Origin of the sequence: Candidatus Poriferisodalis sp. (assembly GCF_965198245.1) — a bacterium.
In the GTDB taxonomy this organism is placed as follows: Bacteria; Actinomycetota; Acidimicrobiia; order Acidimicrobiales; family Poriferisodalaceae; genus Poriferisodalis.
In genome coordinates this window covers 4,066,599-4,081,751 of the sequence record NZ_OZ240249.1, presented here as the reverse complement: position 1 = coordinate 4,081,751, position 15,153 = coordinate 4,066,599, and the positions used below count along the sequence as shown (strand labels likewise).

Below are 15,153 nucleotides of genomic sequence, written 5' to 3'. Positions count from 1 at the left end.
AGCGATGTCATTGGAATTGGAGACAGTGCGGGTGGACGGCGACGGTCCGGTGCGCCACCTGGTGCTGAACCGGCCCGAAGTGCACAACGCCGTCAACGCCCAGCTGGTCGCTGATGTGCATGCGGCGTGCCTCGCGCTTGACGCCGACCCCGGCGTGCGGGTTGTGATCGTGCGTGGCGAGGGCAAGAGCCTCTCGTCGGGCGCCGACCTCAAGCAACAGCGCGGCAGCAGCCTCGATGCGATGCTCGGCTCGAAGCACGGCGCCCGCATGTACGACACGCTGATGCACCTCAATCCGATCACCATCGCCCTGTGCCACGGCTACATGATCGGCGGGGGAGGGGTGCTGCCCGCAGCCTGCGACTTCCGCATCGGCAGCCCGTCGATCAGCCTCACGCTCAACGAGGTCAGCATCGGCTTCAACCTGACGTGGCACTCGCTACCGGCGCTCGTCAACCTGGTCGGCCCGCACCGCGCCAAGGAAATGCTGATCCTCGGGCGCACCTACGGGATGGAAGAGCTGGACAAGTTCGGCTTCTTCACCGAGACGGTTTCGAGCGACGACGAGTTGGTGCCCGCTGGCGAACGGCTGGCCGCCGCGATCGTGAACCAGCCGCCGGTGCCGGTGACGGCGTCGAAGGCGTCGATCAATGCGCAGGCGATGCCGCTGGGCCGAGCGATCAACCACCTCGACCACGTTGCCGTCGGCTACATGGGCAAGAGCGACAGCTCGCGTACCGCCCGGCACACCTACTTCGACCAGAACGAACGCAACTGGTCCGACGATTGACATGCGCCGTCGAGATGTCGGCTGGCCCAACCAGCGGACACTGCTGCTGTACCTGCTGGGCGGATTGCTGATTGCGGCGATCCCCGTCGTCGTCTCGCGCTTTGTCGATCAGCCCGATCCCGTCACTCACACGATCGACATCCCGCCGGGAACAGCCGAGCGCCTGGCTGCCGGCGAGGACGTCGAAGTCATTCCCGACGAGCTGGACTTCAAGCTGCGCGACGTGCTGATCATCGTGAACCGCGACTCGGTGGCACACACCATCGGCCCCTTCGAGGTTGGGCCGGGTGAAAGTTCCGAGCACAGCTTCGGTGAGACGGCGGCTTTCAGCAGCTACTGCTCGCTGCACCCCTCCGGCAGCATCCGCATCTCCATCGGAGACGGCTGAGGCACCGCCGGGCGAGCGCCAAGCGTCGTCATGCCTCGGCGCAGGCCGGCAGGGCATCGGTGGCGAACTGAGCGATGGCGTCCTCGGGTTGACCCATGCGCAGCGCTGCGGTGTTCACCAGCAGCCGCTGCACGCCATGATCGCGGTACACCTCAAGGCCTTCGAGGCCCTCGCGGTGGTAGTTCCAATAGGCAGTCAGGGACAGCTCGGCGGGGTCGCGGCCTTGGCGGTCGCATTCGGCGTGCATCTCGCCGATGAGCCGCTTGAAGTCGTCGAGGTCTTTGTGGATGACGTACCAGCCGTCCCCGCGGGCCACCAGGCGGCGAATGGCAGGCGGCGTTGTGCCGCCGATGAGCAACGGCATGCGGGGTTGCTGCGCCGGCGTCGGCAGCATCGAGAAGCCTGACCAGTCCACAAACTCGCCGCGAAAATCCACGTCCTCGCCGGTCCACGCAGCGGTCATCGCGTCGATGTATTCATCGGCTCGGGCGCCCCGACGGCCGAACGGCACGCCGATGGCGTCGAACTCCTCTTCCAGCCAGCCCACGCCGATGCCCAACTCCAGCCGTCCGCCCGACAGATGGTCGAGCGATGACGCCTGCTTGGCGAAGTACAGCGCGTTGGCCTGAGTGACGATGTTGACGCCGGTGCCCAGTCGCAGGTGCTGCGTGGCCCCGGCGACGTACGTCAGCGCAATGAACGGGTCGGTGAAGCCGGCGTTCGTCGGGAGGCCCAGCTTGCCGCTGGGGTGGTACGGGTACCGACTCTCGTAGTCGTGGGGCACGATGACGTGCTCGAACGTCCACACCGACTCGTAGCCGAGTTCTTCGAGCTGCTGTGCGAACGACCGCAGGAATCCAGGGTCGAGGTAAGCGGCGGAGTTGATGGGAGTGATGCCGACGTGCATCTGCGGGACCTTACGCGCACCCGCGCCGGTGCCGCCGTGGCCGTGGGGCCTTCCACCGTGGGCCGTTGACCGTGCGAGACACCCGTGCATGGGCCATGCTGTTGCGATGTCGGGGGACTCGGTGTTCGCGGTGCATCGCGCGTCCGCGTACTCGCGTTCGGACCGGCAACGCATCCAAAAGCGCACCATTGTTGTGCTGATCGCCAGCCAGGCCGCGGGCGGTTTCGGCTTGGTGGCGACCTACATCGTGAGCGCCCTGCTCGCAAAGGACATCACCGGCAGCGCGACACTTGCCACTATCGCCGCGAGCTGCTTGTCGATCGGTGCGGCGGTGGTCGCCGTGCCGATGTCGAAGTTGATGAACCGCAACGGGCGGCGCGTCGGGCTGCGTTTCGGGTACCTCGTAGGGGCCGCGGGTTCGACGCTCGCGGTGCTCGGCGCAATCCTGCTGAGCTATCCGCTGCTGTGTCTGGGCGTGTTCGGCGCGGGAGCCGGCAGCGCCGCCAACTTGGCGACTCGCTACGCAGCTTCCGATCTCGCACCCGAGCACCGGCGCGCCAGCACGATCAGCATGATCGTGTGGGCCACAACATTCGGCTCGACCGCCGGCTCGGTGGTGTCGGGCTTCGCGAGCGACGTCGGCCGTTCGTTCGGACTGCCCGATAAGACCGGCTCGTACGTGTTCGCTGCTGTGATGTTCCTGCTGGCCGCTGCGATTGTGGAGCTGTTCCTGCGGCCTGACCCGCTGGAGGTCGCGAACGAAGTCAGCGAATCACGCAATGGCGCCCGCGGCCGATCGGAAGCGTTGCCGACGCCAACGACGCGTGACGCGCTGGCACTGATCTGGCAAAAACCGGAGGCTCGTCTGGCCGTGCTGGCGATGGTCGTCAGCCAGGTGACCATGCTGGGCGTCATGGCGCTGACGCCATTGCACATGGATGCGGGCGGCCAGTCCCAGAACGCCATCGGGTTCATGATGGGATTCCACATTCTGGGCATGTACCTGTTCTCGCCGGTCATCGGGCAACTCACCGACCGCATCGGCAACTATCCGATGCTGTACATAGCGGGCGGCCTGTGCACCTGGGGGGCGTGGTGGGCGGCAGTCACCCCGCCTGCGGGAGTGGTGGGTGTGTTCATGGGGAACTTCCTCATCGGCCTGGGTTGGTGCTTCGGGGTGATCGCAGCGTCGAGCCTGCTGGTGGCGCTGTACCCCATCCACCAGCGAGTCGCAGTGCAAGGCGTCGGTGACTTCGCCATGATCGGCTCGGGCGCATTGGCTGGGCTGACCTCGGGTGCGCTGTACGCGACATTCGAATACCAGGGCGTGAATTACGCCAATGCACTGTTCGGCGTGGCGCTAGTGGTGGCCACCTTCTTCACCTTCACCGGGGTGCGCAGGGCGATGCGGCGCCCGCAGCAGCAGACGGCCGCAGCCGTCGGCGGCTGAGCCACAGCGCCGACGAAACGCCAAGCTATTCGACGGCTATTCGCTGGACCGTTGCCGCAGGACCGGCCCGGGCGGCGTTGTGCGCGGCCATGCCGCGCTGCGAACTACGGCGCGGTGAATGTGAAGGTGCGCTCGTCGTTCAGGACGACTTCGAACGTCTCGCCTGAGATGAACCCGTTGCCGAGGTGGACGATGGCGTCGAGCTCCAGATCCCGCTCGGAGCAGTCCTGCGCCCACGGCTCCGGCGCCGGCACGCGTGCAGCGACGGTGACCTTGTAGCGCTGGACGCCGTTGCCGGACTCGTCTCGGGCAGCTTCCTCACGGCCCTGGTGGTAGCAGCCGTCTTGGCTGGACGTGGCAAAGGCAACGCGCAGGTAGCCGCTGTTCTGGCTGCCGGTCGAGCCTTCCCAGATCATGTGTACGTCGGTGGCGTGGACCGGTGCCTCGACGCGCTGAGAATCGGTGCGGTTCCACCCGTCGGGGACAAGTTCGGGCGGCGGCTCCACCATGACCAGGGTCATGTCGACGTGGCGCGGGTTGCCGCGAGTGATCACGTCGTAGGCGGTGTCGTTGGTGAAGGCCATGCGACCGTCGCCTTCGGTGATGACGACCGCGATCGAATACGTGTTGCGGTCGTCGATCTCGTCGCTGACATAGCGCACGTTGAAGTCGATCGGCACCTGGCCGGGATTGCTGATGATCTGCTCGGCGATGAGCACGGAGGCTGCATCGGCGTAGGACGTGTCGCGCAATTGGATGGTGACGACCGCATCCGGCGTGAGCGCAATGCGCTCCCGGTAGGTGATGGAGCCCCTCACGGAGGCGTCTGCACCAACCGGTTCCATTCCGACCTCCACGGTCGAGTCGTAGGCACACGCGCTGGCGGCGAGCGCGAGCGCTGCACCCGTCAGCCGGAGTGCTCTGCGCAATGCGTGCATGGGTCCCCGCTCGAGTCGACCACGCGTCGGCGGCCGCCCGGTCGACGTCCTCAACGCTCGCGCCTCCCATTCGGTTCCGTGGCCAGTTGCAGCGAGGACAGCAGCGAGCCTTGGTGGCCCAGTGGCGACACGCCGAGGGTGCGGAAGATCCGCCAGTGCAGGCTGATGTCTGAGGAGATGACCGGGACGCCGAGCTGTTCTTCGATGTCGGCGGCCAGGCTGACGAAGCGCTGCGGCAGACCGTCGTAGCCGCGGTAGTTGGACATGCCGTTGACCAGCACCGCGTCCACGTCCGGCGCCTGGGCGAGCGTGTACTCGGTTGATCGCAGAGCAAGGTCGCCGGGGAAGATCCAGATGCAGTCGTTCACTTCGTCCTGGGTGGCGTACCGACCCTGGTCAACGAAGTTCCCCGCCCACACCACGTCGATGCCCGCACTGCGAAGGAAACGCACCACGCCGTCGCGCCAATCAGGCCAGAAATAGACAGCGTTGAGTGCGACCCGCTCGTAGCCATTCGCCTCGCAGGCCTCCACCAGTGTCAGGCCGGCCATGTGAAACGGCGTCTCGTACTTGTCAGACATCTCGGCCGTGAACCGGCGGATGTCGGAGGCGTCGGTCCCGGCGGCATGCACCCAGTTGGTGCCGACCTGCCCGATCACGTCGGCGGCGCTGTTGGACAGGCAGTGGACGGTTTCTTCGAGCAGGTGGAAGAGCCCGGCGCGGTCGCTGAGCTGGTGGGAGTAACCGGGCGCGTGCAGCAGGCGACCGTGCACGCCGACCGACGGCGGGCACATGCGCAGGAAGTCGCTCGGAGCGGCGTCGAAGTCCATCGGCGGCGCGGTGAAGCCGACTTGGTGCGGGAACAGCTTCTTGGCCGGGTCTTTCCATTGCTCGGGCTTGCTCACCAGTCTTGCGACCTCTCTCGTTGTTGCAGCTCCGCTGCGGGATTCGGGACGATCGGTGAGCGCTCAGGCGCTCCAGCCGCCGTCGACGTGAATGGTCTGGCCGGTGATGTAGCTGGCACCGGCGCACAGGAACAGGCAGGCGTCGGCGTACTCGGCGGCGGTCCCAGGACGGCCCAGCGGCAGCGACTCGGAGTCCTCGAAGACGGTCTCCCAGCGGATCGGGAAGTTGGTGGAGTCGGGATGCACGTAGCTGGGGGAGATGGCGTTCACCCGCACGTCGGGGGCGAGGCCGCGGGCGAGCTCTTTGGTGAGCGTGATGAGGCCCCCCTTGGCGACGCTGTAGGGCGAGCTGGAGCCGCCGCCTCGCCAGCCCGACATCGACGCTGTGTTCACAATGGCGCCGCGGGACGCCTTCAGGTAGGGCGCTGCGGCCTTGGCCGTGCGGAACGCGGAGAGCAGGTTGACCGACAGTGCCTCCGCCCAGAGCTCCTCGGTCTGCGATTCGAGGTCGCCGGCGGGAATGGTCTGGAGCGTGACCGGGTGGCCGGCGATGTTGAGCAGGTAGTCGATGCCGCCCATCCGGCCGGCGGCGGCTTCGACCATGGCCGCCACCGAGTCGGTGTCGCGCAGGTCGCAGGGGGCTTCGAACACGTCGAGGCCGTCGGCTTGCAGCGTGCTCACGGTGTCGGTGAGGCGATCACCGGGCAGGTCGGCGATGGCCACGGTGCTGCCGTTGGCAGCGAATGTGCGGGTCACGCCGAGGCCGATGCCGCTGGCACCGCCGCTCACGATGCTGCGCTTGCCGGTCAGGTCGGCGCTGATCACGAGGCGCTCATCATGGGGCAGTCTCCGTGTCGGTTCGCAGTCGAGGTGTGTCGGTCAGGAGTCTGTCGGTGAGTGCAGTGTCGGCGTGCCGGGGCATGCTCATGAGCCCTGCGGCAGGTACTGGTCGTGGGACCACGGGTCGAGCCGCAGGCTGAGCTCGCGCAGCCGGCCGTGAAACTCGTCGCGGGGCACGTGACACAGCCGGATGTGGCGGCCAGAGGCAGGGTCAAACTCAGTGCGGCCGTGCATGACCCGGTGGTTGTCGATGAGCACACCTTGACCGGGCTCGACCCGGATCACGGCCGTGAACTCGGGGCTTGCCATCCGGTCGCTGAAGGCGCGGATGGCGTCGTAGAGCCGGTCGACATCGGCGGCTGGCACGTCGAGCGGGCCCAGCGCCCGGTCGAAATAGCGAACACCGCTCGGGCGGCCGAACTCGTCGAGCCGGATGAGCGGGCTGCGGCTGCGCATGTTGATCTCGCCGGGGTGCCGTCGCACGTGGGTGACCGGCAGGGTCGTGAGCGCTTCGTAGGCGGCGGGTTCCTCAAGCCGCAGTGACTCGGCGATGGCGAAGCCGTCCACGTAGGTGCTCATGCCGCCGACGTCGGTATTGGACAGGCAGTGGAAGATGTCGATGCCGGGCGGGGAGTAGTAGAAGGCGTCGTCGATGTGGGGCGCCTGGGCCATGCCGGTCTTGGCGCCCAGCTTCGCCACCGGTTCGGCACGCACGTCGTAGATGCGGCCATAGACGGTGGTCTCGTGGATGGGGCCGACGAGGTTGGCGAGCTGCTCGGTCTGTCGGGGGTCGGTGCCCAGGTGGTCGATGCGCACGATGCCGTAGTCACACAGCAGCCGGTACGCGCCGAGTTGGCCGACACCGCCGTCGCTGGCGTCGTCCCAGTCCACGGTGGGGAAGCAGTTCGCCAGTTCGGCGCGCCACGTCGTCGGTTGCCACGCGGCACGCCGCTGGCGGGCTTCGTCGTCGTAGGCGTTGGCGGCCAACCAGTCGCTGCTGTAGGTGGACCGGTGGCCGTCGGGCCACGTGAGCACGAGGTCGCCCTCGTCGGCTTCGGCCAGAGTCGGCGTGATGTCGGCGGGGAAGCTGGCCACGGTCACAAAGCGGATGCCGTCGGATGGATTGCCGCACTCGGCGCACCAGCAGCAGTGCCGCAGCCACTGGGCAGCGAAGGTGCGGCACTGGCCGTCCGAGAACTCGACGTGTACCCGGCGCCGGTCGATGGTTGCTGCGGTCACCGCGGGTGCATCGGCGATGCCGAGCCGGTTGCCGAGGTGCGGGTTGTGGGTGGTGATGCTGCCGACGGCCCCGTGTTCGTTCGAACTGGACTCAGGACCGCGTGCCGACTCCGCCGACAGCCCAGCCGACGGCTCGCTCACCGCTCAGTCGCTCCCGGTGCCGGCGGCGTCCAGCGTGTGGGCCGCCACCAGCTCGTCGTTCAGTTCCACGCCGAGGCCTGCGCCGGTGGGCAGGGTTGCGTACCCGTCGATGATCTCGGGCTCGGGAGGGTGCACCAGCTCGGTGCGCAGCCGAGACGGGCCGAGCCGTGACGAGCGGAATTCCACCATCGGGATCGTCAGCGCTGCGGCTTGGAGATGGAAGTTGGCGACGTCGGTGATGCCGGTGGCGAAACTGTGGGGGATGAGCTGCGCACCGTGCAGTTCGCACAGCTCGGCGATGCGCATCAGCTCGGTGAAGCCCCCGGCTCGGCTGACCCCGGGTTGCACCAGCGACACGCCGCCGGTGGTCAGCCACTCGCGCACCTCCCAGCGGCCCGCTGCGAACTCGGCCCCGCCGACCCGGACGGGCGACACCGCAGCCAAGCGGTTGTGCCCGGCGAGGTCGTCGTGGCGCAATGGGGCCTCGGCGAAGGCGATGTCGAAGTCCTCGATCCGCCGCAGCGTCCAGGCGGCGTCGTGCCAGTCCCACCAGCGGTAGCCGAAGTCGAGCGCCAGCGTCATCTGGTCGCCGAGATTGGCCCGGCAGGTGCCGACGAATTCGACGATGTCCCGGTCAACCACCTCGTTGCCGAACAGCACTGGCACCTTGACAGCGGTGAGGCCCTGGTCGGCGGCGATGGTGGCCTGGCGGGTGATCTCGTTGAGCACGGCGTTCATCGGGCCGTCGTAGATGTCGCCTGGGTAGCAGGTGGCGTACGGCCGGATGCGCTCTGTGCGGGCCCCACCGAGCAGCTTGTATACCGGCAGTCCGAGCTGGCGGCCAGCGAGGTCGTAGAGCGCGATGTCGACGGCGGAATAGGCCTGGATGTAGGTGCCGCGGCGCCCGTGGTAGAAGCTGCCGTGGTATGCCCGGTCGTACAGCGCGGCGGCTTCGATCGGGTCGGCACCGACCACCACGTCTGTGATGCCCTGGCTCCAGAAATGGATGGTGCGCTGGTCGATCATCGCCTTCGTGACCGCCGGTGTGCAGACCGACTCGCCGATCCCGACCCGCCCGTCGGCGTCGATGACCTTGACGAGCAGAGTCTCCTCGGAGCCTTCGGCGAAGGCGTTGCCCACGGCGGGCACCGACACGATCAGCGCTTCGATCGCGGCGACCGGGCACGGCTGGCGGGCGGTCATCACCGATGTTCCGCCCGAGGGGTCACCCCGTGGCCCCGTCCGAGCCACCGGTCCGGCATCGCACTTGCCGCAACGTGATCACACGCATCAGCCGCTCGGATCTCATCCGATGGGGCTCTGTGCTGTGAGGCCACCGTCCACAGTAAACACGCTGCCTGAGATGAAGCTGGCCGCCGGACCCGCCAGCCAGGCGACGACCTCGGCGACGTCGTCGGGAGTGCCGAGCCGGCCGACAGGATGGCGGCCGACGGCCTCGGCACGCGCAGCTGCGGGATCGGTCTGCAGATCGAACACAGCGTCGGCCAGCGCTGTGGCGATCCATCCGGGACTGACCGCAACGCAGCGGACGCCCTGGTGCCCGTGATCGACGGCAATGGCACGGGTGAGGGCCTCGACGGCACCCTTCGAGGCGTTGTAGACGGCCATGCCAGCGTCGGCGTGGGATGCGGCAATCGAAGCGATGTTGATGATCACGCCGCCACTGGGCAGGCCGGCTTCACTGCCGGATTGCTGGCCCGTCATCTGACGCACGGCCGCTCGGCACATGTTGAAAACGCCCCGCACGTTGGTGTCGATGACGTGATCGAACTCCTCGTCGGTGGTGTCGGCGATGGTCTTTTCCACCTGTACGCCCGCGTTGTTCACCACCACATCGAGCTGGCCGAATTGCTGGACGGCCGCGGCAACCAGCGCATCAGCCTGAGCCGGGTCGCCAACATCGGTACGCAGCCACCCGGCGCCCTCAAGCGCAGGCTCGCTCCGGCTGCCGGTCAGCACGTCCCACCCGTCGGCCAAGAACCGCCGGGCGATTGCCTCGCCGATCCCCGAACTCGCCCCAGTCACCACCACCCTGCTCACGGCTGTTCCTTTGTCTCGGTTGACGCTGTCGTCTTGCTCACGTCCGCCCCTTCCCACCGATCTGCCGCCACAGTTGGCAGGCTTGCAGCATGACCGATGTGCAGCGCGCCGCTCGCACACCTGCCGCCAGCGACGGAGCGGTCACATGATGATCGTCGCCATCGACCACGTGCAGCTCGCCATGCCTGCCGGCGAGGAAGCGGCCGCCCAAGCGTTCTACGAAGGCCTGCTCGGCCTGCCGCGGGTGCCCAAGCCTCCGCACCTTGAAGCCCGCGGCGGCTGCTGGTTCGAGAGCAACACCGTCAAGATCCACCTCGGCGTCGAGGATCCGTTCCGCCCCGCCCGCAAGGCTCACCCCGCCTTGTTGGTCAGCGACTTGGCGGCACTGGCAGAGCGACTCCGAGCCAACGGTGTCGCAGTCCGAGACGACGAGCCGCTGGAGGGCTACGACCGCGTCTACGTCGACGATCCGTTCGGCAACCGCATCGAGCTCATGGAGCCGCTGGAGCTGCGCTCCTAATGGAGGTGATTTCGCCGGCGGCGTCTCGTCAGCGTCTTCCCCTCATCAAGTGTCCGAAGGCCGGAATGACGCGAGCTTGAGTACCGGGTCGCTCCAGCCTTCGTCGCTGAACAGCGTCCCAGCCAGCCGCCCGATCTCATCGGCCGATTTTGCAGCCGAGCCGCAGCCGCCGACCGCGACGGCGACACGGTCATCGACCCAGTCGATCCATGGCAGGTCGTGCGGAGTGTTCGTGACCACGCAGGGCTTGATTTCGCGTGAACGGATCGTGCGGTCGGGGAGGAATTCCCGCAGCCGGCTCTCGAGGTCGTCCGCCTCGGCTTGGCTCCCGCCGCTGCGGAACCAGTCGCCCACGGTGGCGACGTCCTCGGCGATGGTGGCGGCGGGGTCATAGCCGCCGATCTTCAGCATGACCCGACCGTCTGGGAACCGAACGGGCGGAACCCAGTAGACGTCGTGGCGGGGATCTGCCTCACACGTGGCCGGGTCCGTCCGGGAGATGAGGCTCGGCAGCGTCGGGCCCTCGTCGAGTTCTGCCATCAGGATCGTCCGCAAGCTGCGCTCCAGCGGCAGGTCGACCCCGACGAGTTCGGCCGCCCACGCCCCTGTGCACAAGAGGACCTTGTCGGCGAGCATCGTGTCGTTCCCGACGGTCAGCTGCACGCCGTCGGGTGTCGGCACGGCCGCAGAGACCGGCGCCTCCACAACGAGTCCGCCCGCTGCGGCCGTCAACTGGCTCTGCGCCACGATCATCCGTCGGGGGTTGATGTGACCCGCCGGCGCAGCCTCGAGGATGATCGTGTCCGCGCTAGACATGTCAATTCCGAAGCGCTCTGCGACCTCAGCCACGCTGATCTCATGTGCGTCGACGTCGAGCTTCCGGGCATGAGCCAGATCCGCTTGCGGATCAGCCGGGGAATAAACGAGTCCGGCACCGGTATGAAACGGGATGCCCGATCGTTCCTCGATGTCTGCGTACCTGGCAATCGAGCGGATCGCCATGTGCGACCAAGCGGGATCAGGATCGATCATCCGCGTGATGCGGCCCTCGTCGTAGTGGCTCGCGAACGGGCCCTCCGAGGTTGCGTAGTCCGCCGGTTCGCCCGGTCCGATCAGCGCTACGGAGCGCCCGGCCTCTGCAAGATGTCTCGCAGCAGCGCTGCCGATCAGACCTCTACCGACAACCGCTGCCTCGACGTTCGACATGGGTGCAACGTAGATCCGTGCTGCTAGCGCTGCAGCGCCGCGACGTGGACGATGGTGCTGCCCGTCACCCGGTCAGTGATCGAGCGGCCATCGCCGCTCAGCAGCGATACACCTGCGTCGAGGAGGAGTCCAAAGCCGAAGGTGACGCTCCAGAAAATAAGTCGGAAGAGTTCACGGACGGACATGCGGCCCAACTGAACGGGGTGCCGTCGCGGCGCACAGCGACGATGCCCACAAAGAGCTTGCCGGGCGTCTGGCCCCAGGCCAGCACGATGAGCCAGAACAGCAGCAACAGGGGGAAGAGCAACCAGATCAATATCACCGGCAGAAGGAGAAGCTCGTCGACGAGTTCGGACACGAAACGTCGCATTGGTCCTGCCCTGATCTCATCGAGCGAGACGTCGCTTGGCGGCGGCTCCGGTGCCATCGACACGGGCAGGATTGTCTCAGAAGCGACCGCGACGGTGCGCGGCTGCGCGAATCCCTCAGACGCTGGGCCGATTGTCCCTGATTTTGGTTGCTGCTACCAGTTGCTCGCCAACTCCCGCAGGCCTGCCAAGCCGAGTCGGCGATCATGGCACCACCACCAGGCGTAGCTGTACACGGCGCCATTGGTGAGGTCATAGGAGTCGGTGATCTGGCGCAGATGATGGATCGACAGGTACGCCTCGGTATGGGCGTAGGCGATGACTGCAGGATCCCAGCGGTCGGTGTCGACACTGGCCCATTCGTATGCGTGGGCGAACGTGGCCGTGGCCAGGCGCACTGCGGCAGGAACGACGGAGCCGTACCAGTCCTGCACTGATGCCTGCACTCGGTCGACCTCTGCCGGTGACGGGTCTGGCACATCAGGGTTGTCGCGGGCCCACAGATAGCTGTGCAGCATGGCGGCGTCTTCCTGCTGGCTGACCCGCGTCCCGGCGAGGGCGTCGTCGAGATCGCGCCGGGCGACGCTGAGCGCTGGCGAGGCTTCGGGAGGCGGCCACACCACCGGGCTGGGAGCAACATGCGCCAAGCTGAGTCCGAGCGAGCTGGCAGCACTCACGTCGTGCGCGAGTTCCATGACCGCGTCGAGCGCCTCGTACATGCCGGCCGGCCTCGGCGCCTCGCCCTCGCAAACCGACCGCAGCGAGACACTGTGGTCGTACAGGACCGGGTCGGGCTCGAGGCCTGCGTGGGGGCTGGTGGCTGCCTCGTCCAGCGCCGAGTCCCAGCAGCGCGGGTACGCCGTGCGACACAGATCGTGGGCCTCGTACGGCGACGCAGCTCTCGTAGCGATGCCGCCCAGCAGTTCCGCTGCCATGGCAACCTCGAAGCCACCGTGTGGCGTGCAGCTCTCGTCTGCAGCGTCGCCGCCGTGGCCTCGTCGGGCATCGGCCCGGGTTGCCAACTGCTGTGTGCCGCCGCCGGCCTGAGGCCGAACTGCGCTCGGCGGGTCGCTGCCGGGACCGGGGAAGCCGGGGAGCCCATCGGCGGCGGTGGCCATTTCGTCGCACGCGCGCACGACGAATTCGGACCAATCGATGGACTCGTCCGTCGGCAGCGCGGCGCACAGCGCCTCTTTGGCGCCATGCACCAGCCACGGCGGCCGCTCGGCTGAGTCGTATCGGGGAAGGATGCGTGTGGTGTGTTGTGTCATGGCCCGCACCGTACGCAGGGGCTGTCACGACCCTCGTCTGAAATACGGCATGAGGCTGCGCCGCCGTCCTCGGTCCCCGATCGTCGGCAAGCCAGCTTCAGCAGTCAGCGACTGCTCGGAGGGCCGCGCACATGCGCTCGCGGCCGATCGCGTCGAGCTGTCCGAGTCGCCGCGTCAGCAACGTCTTCGGCACTGCAGCGAGGCTGTCGAACGTCACCGCGCTCTCGTGTTCGATCCCGTGTTCTGGGCCCACCGGCACACAGGTCGGAATGTCTCGGATGGCGCGTGTCACCGGCGCCACAATCACGTTGTTGAGCATGGGAAGGGCGGGCAATGGGCGCCAGAAGCGCCTCCAAGGGCACGGAGTGCTCTTCGGGCGTCTCGTTGAGGCTCAGCCCGTCGACGCGGTCCAAGAGGCCGTCGACCAGAAGGTCCTCGACAGCGTTCCCTGCAAAGTCCGGGACAAGCTGGCGTAGAGGGATCACACCAACGGACTCGTCGTCGACGGAGTCGCGACGGACGCCAAGTTCAGCACCATGAGCGCCTCCGTATCGCACCAACTTCATGTTGCACTCGCTTTCGATCGGACAGCGAGATTGGACGCGACCGAGCCAGCAGACACCACGTCAGGTTTCAAGCTGTAGGCGTGGGCAAGTTCGCTGGGGTCATCGCTGCTCCACACCCATACGGCCAGCCCCGCGTCCTGCATTTCTCGTACGTGTGCCGCGGTGAGCAGACTCGCCGTGTGAAACACTCCTTCGGCTTGCAGGAGGCGCGACACTTCGAGGTGCTCGGCTACGTCTGGCGGCCGATCTTCTGGCATCCAAGGGAGCAGACGCGCGTTCGAGAAGTTGCTTCGCACCGCTGAGAGGGCCCCCATGTCAAAGGAGGAGATGAGGTGTTCTCCGAGGGCGCCATGGCTGGACAGCGTTTCAGCAAGAACGCCTGCCGTTTCCAAGGCTTCTTGGGGGCTCTCCGCCTTTACCTCGATACACAGATCTATGGAGGCCGACTCGGCGAACTCCAGGATCTGAGGAACGGTAGGAACGGTGCTGGCGAAAAAACGCGCGTCGAACCACGAGCCTGCATCGAGCTTGCGCACTTCAGCCAGCGACATTGCTCCTACTCGACCGGAGCCGTTGGTCGTCCGTTCCAACGTTGCGTCGTGAATCACGGCGAGCTGCTGGTTGGCGGTCAACCGGACGTCAAGCTCGACGGTGTCAGCGCCGAGTTCGACAGCACGGCTGTACGCGAGCATCGTCTGTTCCGGACGCTCATCTGTTGCGCCTCGGTGCGCGCAGACCCGTGGGACGCTCATTTGGTCGCCTCCGTCACATGCGTTTGATCCCTCTTGAGCGTTTGATCCCTCTTGAGGACCTCCGCAAGTCGCTTACCGTCGGCCAAGATGTGTTCGTCGACGACGGTTTGCGCTCCGCTGGTATCGCCACTCCTGAGCAGCGTGATAAATACTTCGTGCCGATCCGCCATCTCGTCAGGGTCCTCGTAGAGGAGGTGGACGAATGAGAGGAAAGTAGCTATCTGGTCGCCCAATCCTTCGAGAATGGTATCGAGGCGCGAGTTTCCTGACTTCGACGAAATCAACGAATGGAACGCTCGATGGCGATCGTACAGTTCATCGGGGGTCGAGGCGCTACGCATCTCCTCGACCAGTCCTTCTGCCTCTTCAATCCACTGTGGATCGACTTGCTGGAGGGACAACTTCAGGGCAAGCCCTTCGAGGGCTACACGTAGCACCATTATATCATCGATGTCCTCTGAGGCAAGCGTCCGGACGAATGTTCCTCGTCGGGGGCGTATTTCTGCCAGGCCTTGGCGTTCAAGCTCGCGCAATGCTTCGCGAACTGGCGTCTTGCTAACGCCGAACTTCGAAGCCAGATCCGGCTCAACCAATCGATCTCCAGGCTTCAAAACGCCAGACTTGATGGCTTCACGGATTTGCTGCGCAACAACGGCAGCCAGTGACTTGCGCGATGAAAGCTCGCTAAATTCCATTTCGTGACCTCATAGCTGTCCGACGCGCATAACTACGTGTCAACCATTCTCCAGAATGGGGCGGAAGCCAGTCTCCATTAATGTAGTTTCCCTTAGGGGCCAGCAAGTCGTCTTTC

The 15,153-nt window shown here is 66.4% G+C and carries 18 protein-coding genes; 5 read left to right on the top strand and 13 right to left on the bottom strand.

What is annotated here, in order from left to right:
• The first annotated feature begins 4 nt into the window (after positions 1-4).
• On the top strand, positions 5-790 hold the full coding sequence (locus tag ACOCMM_RS18165; protein ID WP_419554541.1) for an enoyl-CoA hydratase/isomerase family protein: 786 nt from the start codon (positions 5-7) through the stop codon (positions 788-790).
• A gap of 1 nt (position 791) precedes the next feature.
• Positions 792-1,178, top strand: coding sequence for a cupredoxin domain-containing protein (locus tag ACOCMM_RS18160; RefSeq protein ID WP_419554540.1), 387 nt, complete (start codon positions 792-794; stop codon positions 1,176-1,178).
• Between the two features lie 28 nt (positions 1,179-1,206).
• On the opposite strand, the gene ACOCMM_RS18155 is transcribed toward ACOCMM_RS18160, so the two are convergent.
• Complete coding sequence (locus tag ACOCMM_RS18155) at positions 1,207-2,085, bottom strand: LLM class F420-dependent oxidoreductase (protein WP_419554539.1); 879 nt, start codon at positions 2,083-2,085, stop codon at positions 1,207-1,209.
• An 88-nt stretch (positions 2,086-2,173) separates the two neighbouring features.
• On the opposite strand from ACOCMM_RS18155, the gene ACOCMM_RS18150 reads away from it, so the two are divergent.
• Complete coding sequence (locus ACOCMM_RS18150) at positions 2,174-3,535, top strand: MFS transporter (protein ID WP_419554538.1); 1,362 nt, start codon at positions 2,174-2,176, stop codon at positions 3,533-3,535.
• A 104-nt stretch (positions 3,536-3,639) separates the two neighbouring features.
• Here ACOCMM_RS18150 and ACOCMM_RS18145 read toward each other — a convergent pair whose 3' ends face one another.
• From ACOCMM_RS18145 to ACOCMM_RS18120, 6 genes are all read right to left on the bottom strand, one after another.
• Positions 3,640-4,473: a YbaY family lipoprotein gene (locus ACOCMM_RS18145; protein WP_419554537.1), complete on the bottom strand. Its 834-nt coding sequence runs from the start codon at positions 4,471-4,473 to the stop codon at positions 3,640-3,642.
• A gap of 50 nt (positions 4,474-4,523) precedes the next feature.
• On the bottom strand, positions 4,524-5,378 hold the full coding sequence (locus ACOCMM_RS18140) for a hypothetical protein (protein WP_419554536.1): 855 nt from the start codon (positions 5,376-5,378) through the stop codon (positions 4,524-4,526).
• Between the two features lie 63 nt (positions 5,379-5,441).
• Complete coding sequence (locus ACOCMM_RS18135) at positions 5,442-6,203, bottom strand: SDR family NAD(P)-dependent oxidoreductase (protein ID WP_419554535.1); 762 nt, start codon at positions 6,201-6,203, stop codon at positions 5,442-5,444.
• Positions 6,204-6,302: 99 nt separating this feature from the next.
• Positions 6,303-7,598 carry a TauD/TfdA family dioxygenase gene (locus ACOCMM_RS18130; protein ID WP_419554534.1) on the bottom strand — a complete coding sequence of 432 codons (1,296 nt, stop codon included), beginning with the start codon at positions 7,596-7,598 and terminating at the stop codon, positions 6,303-6,305.
• A gap of 3 nt (positions 7,599-7,601) precedes the next feature.
• Complete coding sequence (locus tag ACOCMM_RS18125; RefSeq protein ID WP_419554533.1) at positions 7,602-8,801, bottom strand: mandelate racemase/muconate lactonizing enzyme family protein; 1,200 nt, start codon at positions 8,799-8,801, stop codon at positions 7,602-7,604.
• A 102-nt stretch (positions 8,802-8,903) separates the two neighbouring features.
• Complete coding sequence (locus tag ACOCMM_RS18120; protein WP_419554532.1) at positions 8,904-9,659, bottom strand: SDR family NAD(P)-dependent oxidoreductase; 756 nt, start codon at positions 9,657-9,659, stop codon at positions 8,904-8,906.
• 145 nt (positions 9,660-9,804) lie between these two features.
• Here ACOCMM_RS18120 and ACOCMM_RS18115 point away from each other — a divergent pair, with 145 nt between their 5' ends.
• Positions 9,805-10,179, top strand: coding sequence for a VOC family protein (locus ACOCMM_RS18115; protein ID WP_419554531.1), 375 nt, complete (start codon positions 9,805-9,807; stop codon positions 10,177-10,179).
• Between the two features lie 45 nt (positions 10,180-10,224).
• Here the strand turns inward: ACOCMM_RS18115 and ACOCMM_RS18110 are convergent, their stop codons facing one another.
• The 4 genes from ACOCMM_RS18110 to ACOCMM_RS18095 form a co-directional block, all read right to left on the bottom strand.
• On the bottom strand, positions 10,225-11,385 hold the full coding sequence (locus ACOCMM_RS18110) for an NAD(P)/FAD-dependent oxidoreductase (RefSeq protein WP_419554530.1): 1,161 nt from the start codon (positions 11,383-11,385) through the stop codon (positions 10,225-10,227).
• A 97-nt stretch (positions 11,386-11,482) separates the two neighbouring features.
• Positions 11,483-11,743 carry an RDD family protein gene (locus ACOCMM_RS18105; protein WP_419554529.1) on the bottom strand — a complete coding sequence of 87 codons (261 nt, stop codon included), beginning with the start codon at positions 11,741-11,743 and terminating at the stop codon, positions 11,483-11,485.
• A 165-nt stretch (positions 11,744-11,908) separates the two neighbouring features.
• Entirely contained in the window at positions 11,909-13,024 is a 1,116-nt protein-coding gene (locus tag ACOCMM_RS18100; RefSeq protein WP_419554528.1) for a hypothetical protein, read from the bottom strand.
• A gap of 97 nt (positions 13,025-13,121) precedes the next feature.
• A complete protein-coding gene (locus ACOCMM_RS18095; protein WP_419554527.1) occupies positions 13,122-13,316 on the bottom strand; it encodes a hypothetical protein in 195 nt (64 codons plus the stop codon).
• A 19-nt stretch (positions 13,317-13,335) separates the two neighbouring features.
• Here ACOCMM_RS18095 and ACOCMM_RS18090 point away from each other — a divergent pair, with 19 nt between their 5' ends.
• The gene (locus ACOCMM_RS18090; RefSeq protein WP_419554526.1) at positions 13,336-13,500 is read left to right on the top strand and encodes a hypothetical protein; all 165 of its coding nucleotides are present in this window, start codon (positions 13,336-13,338) and stop codon (positions 13,498-13,500) included.
• An 86-nt stretch (positions 13,501-13,586) separates the two neighbouring features.
• On the opposite strand, the gene ACOCMM_RS18085 is transcribed toward ACOCMM_RS18090, so the two are convergent.
• Positions 13,587-14,342, bottom strand: coding sequence for a glycerophosphodiester phosphodiesterase (locus ACOCMM_RS18085; RefSeq protein WP_419554525.1), 756 nt, complete (start codon positions 14,340-14,342; stop codon positions 13,587-13,589).
• Positions 14,339-15,037, bottom strand: a complete 699-nt coding sequence (locus ACOCMM_RS18080) for a GntR family transcriptional regulator (protein ID WP_419554524.1) — start codon at positions 15,035-15,037, stop codon at positions 14,339-14,341. The genes ACOCMM_RS18085 and ACOCMM_RS18080 overlap by 4 nt, the downstream gene beginning before the upstream one ends.
• Positions 15,038-15,153: the final 116 nt, after the last annotated feature.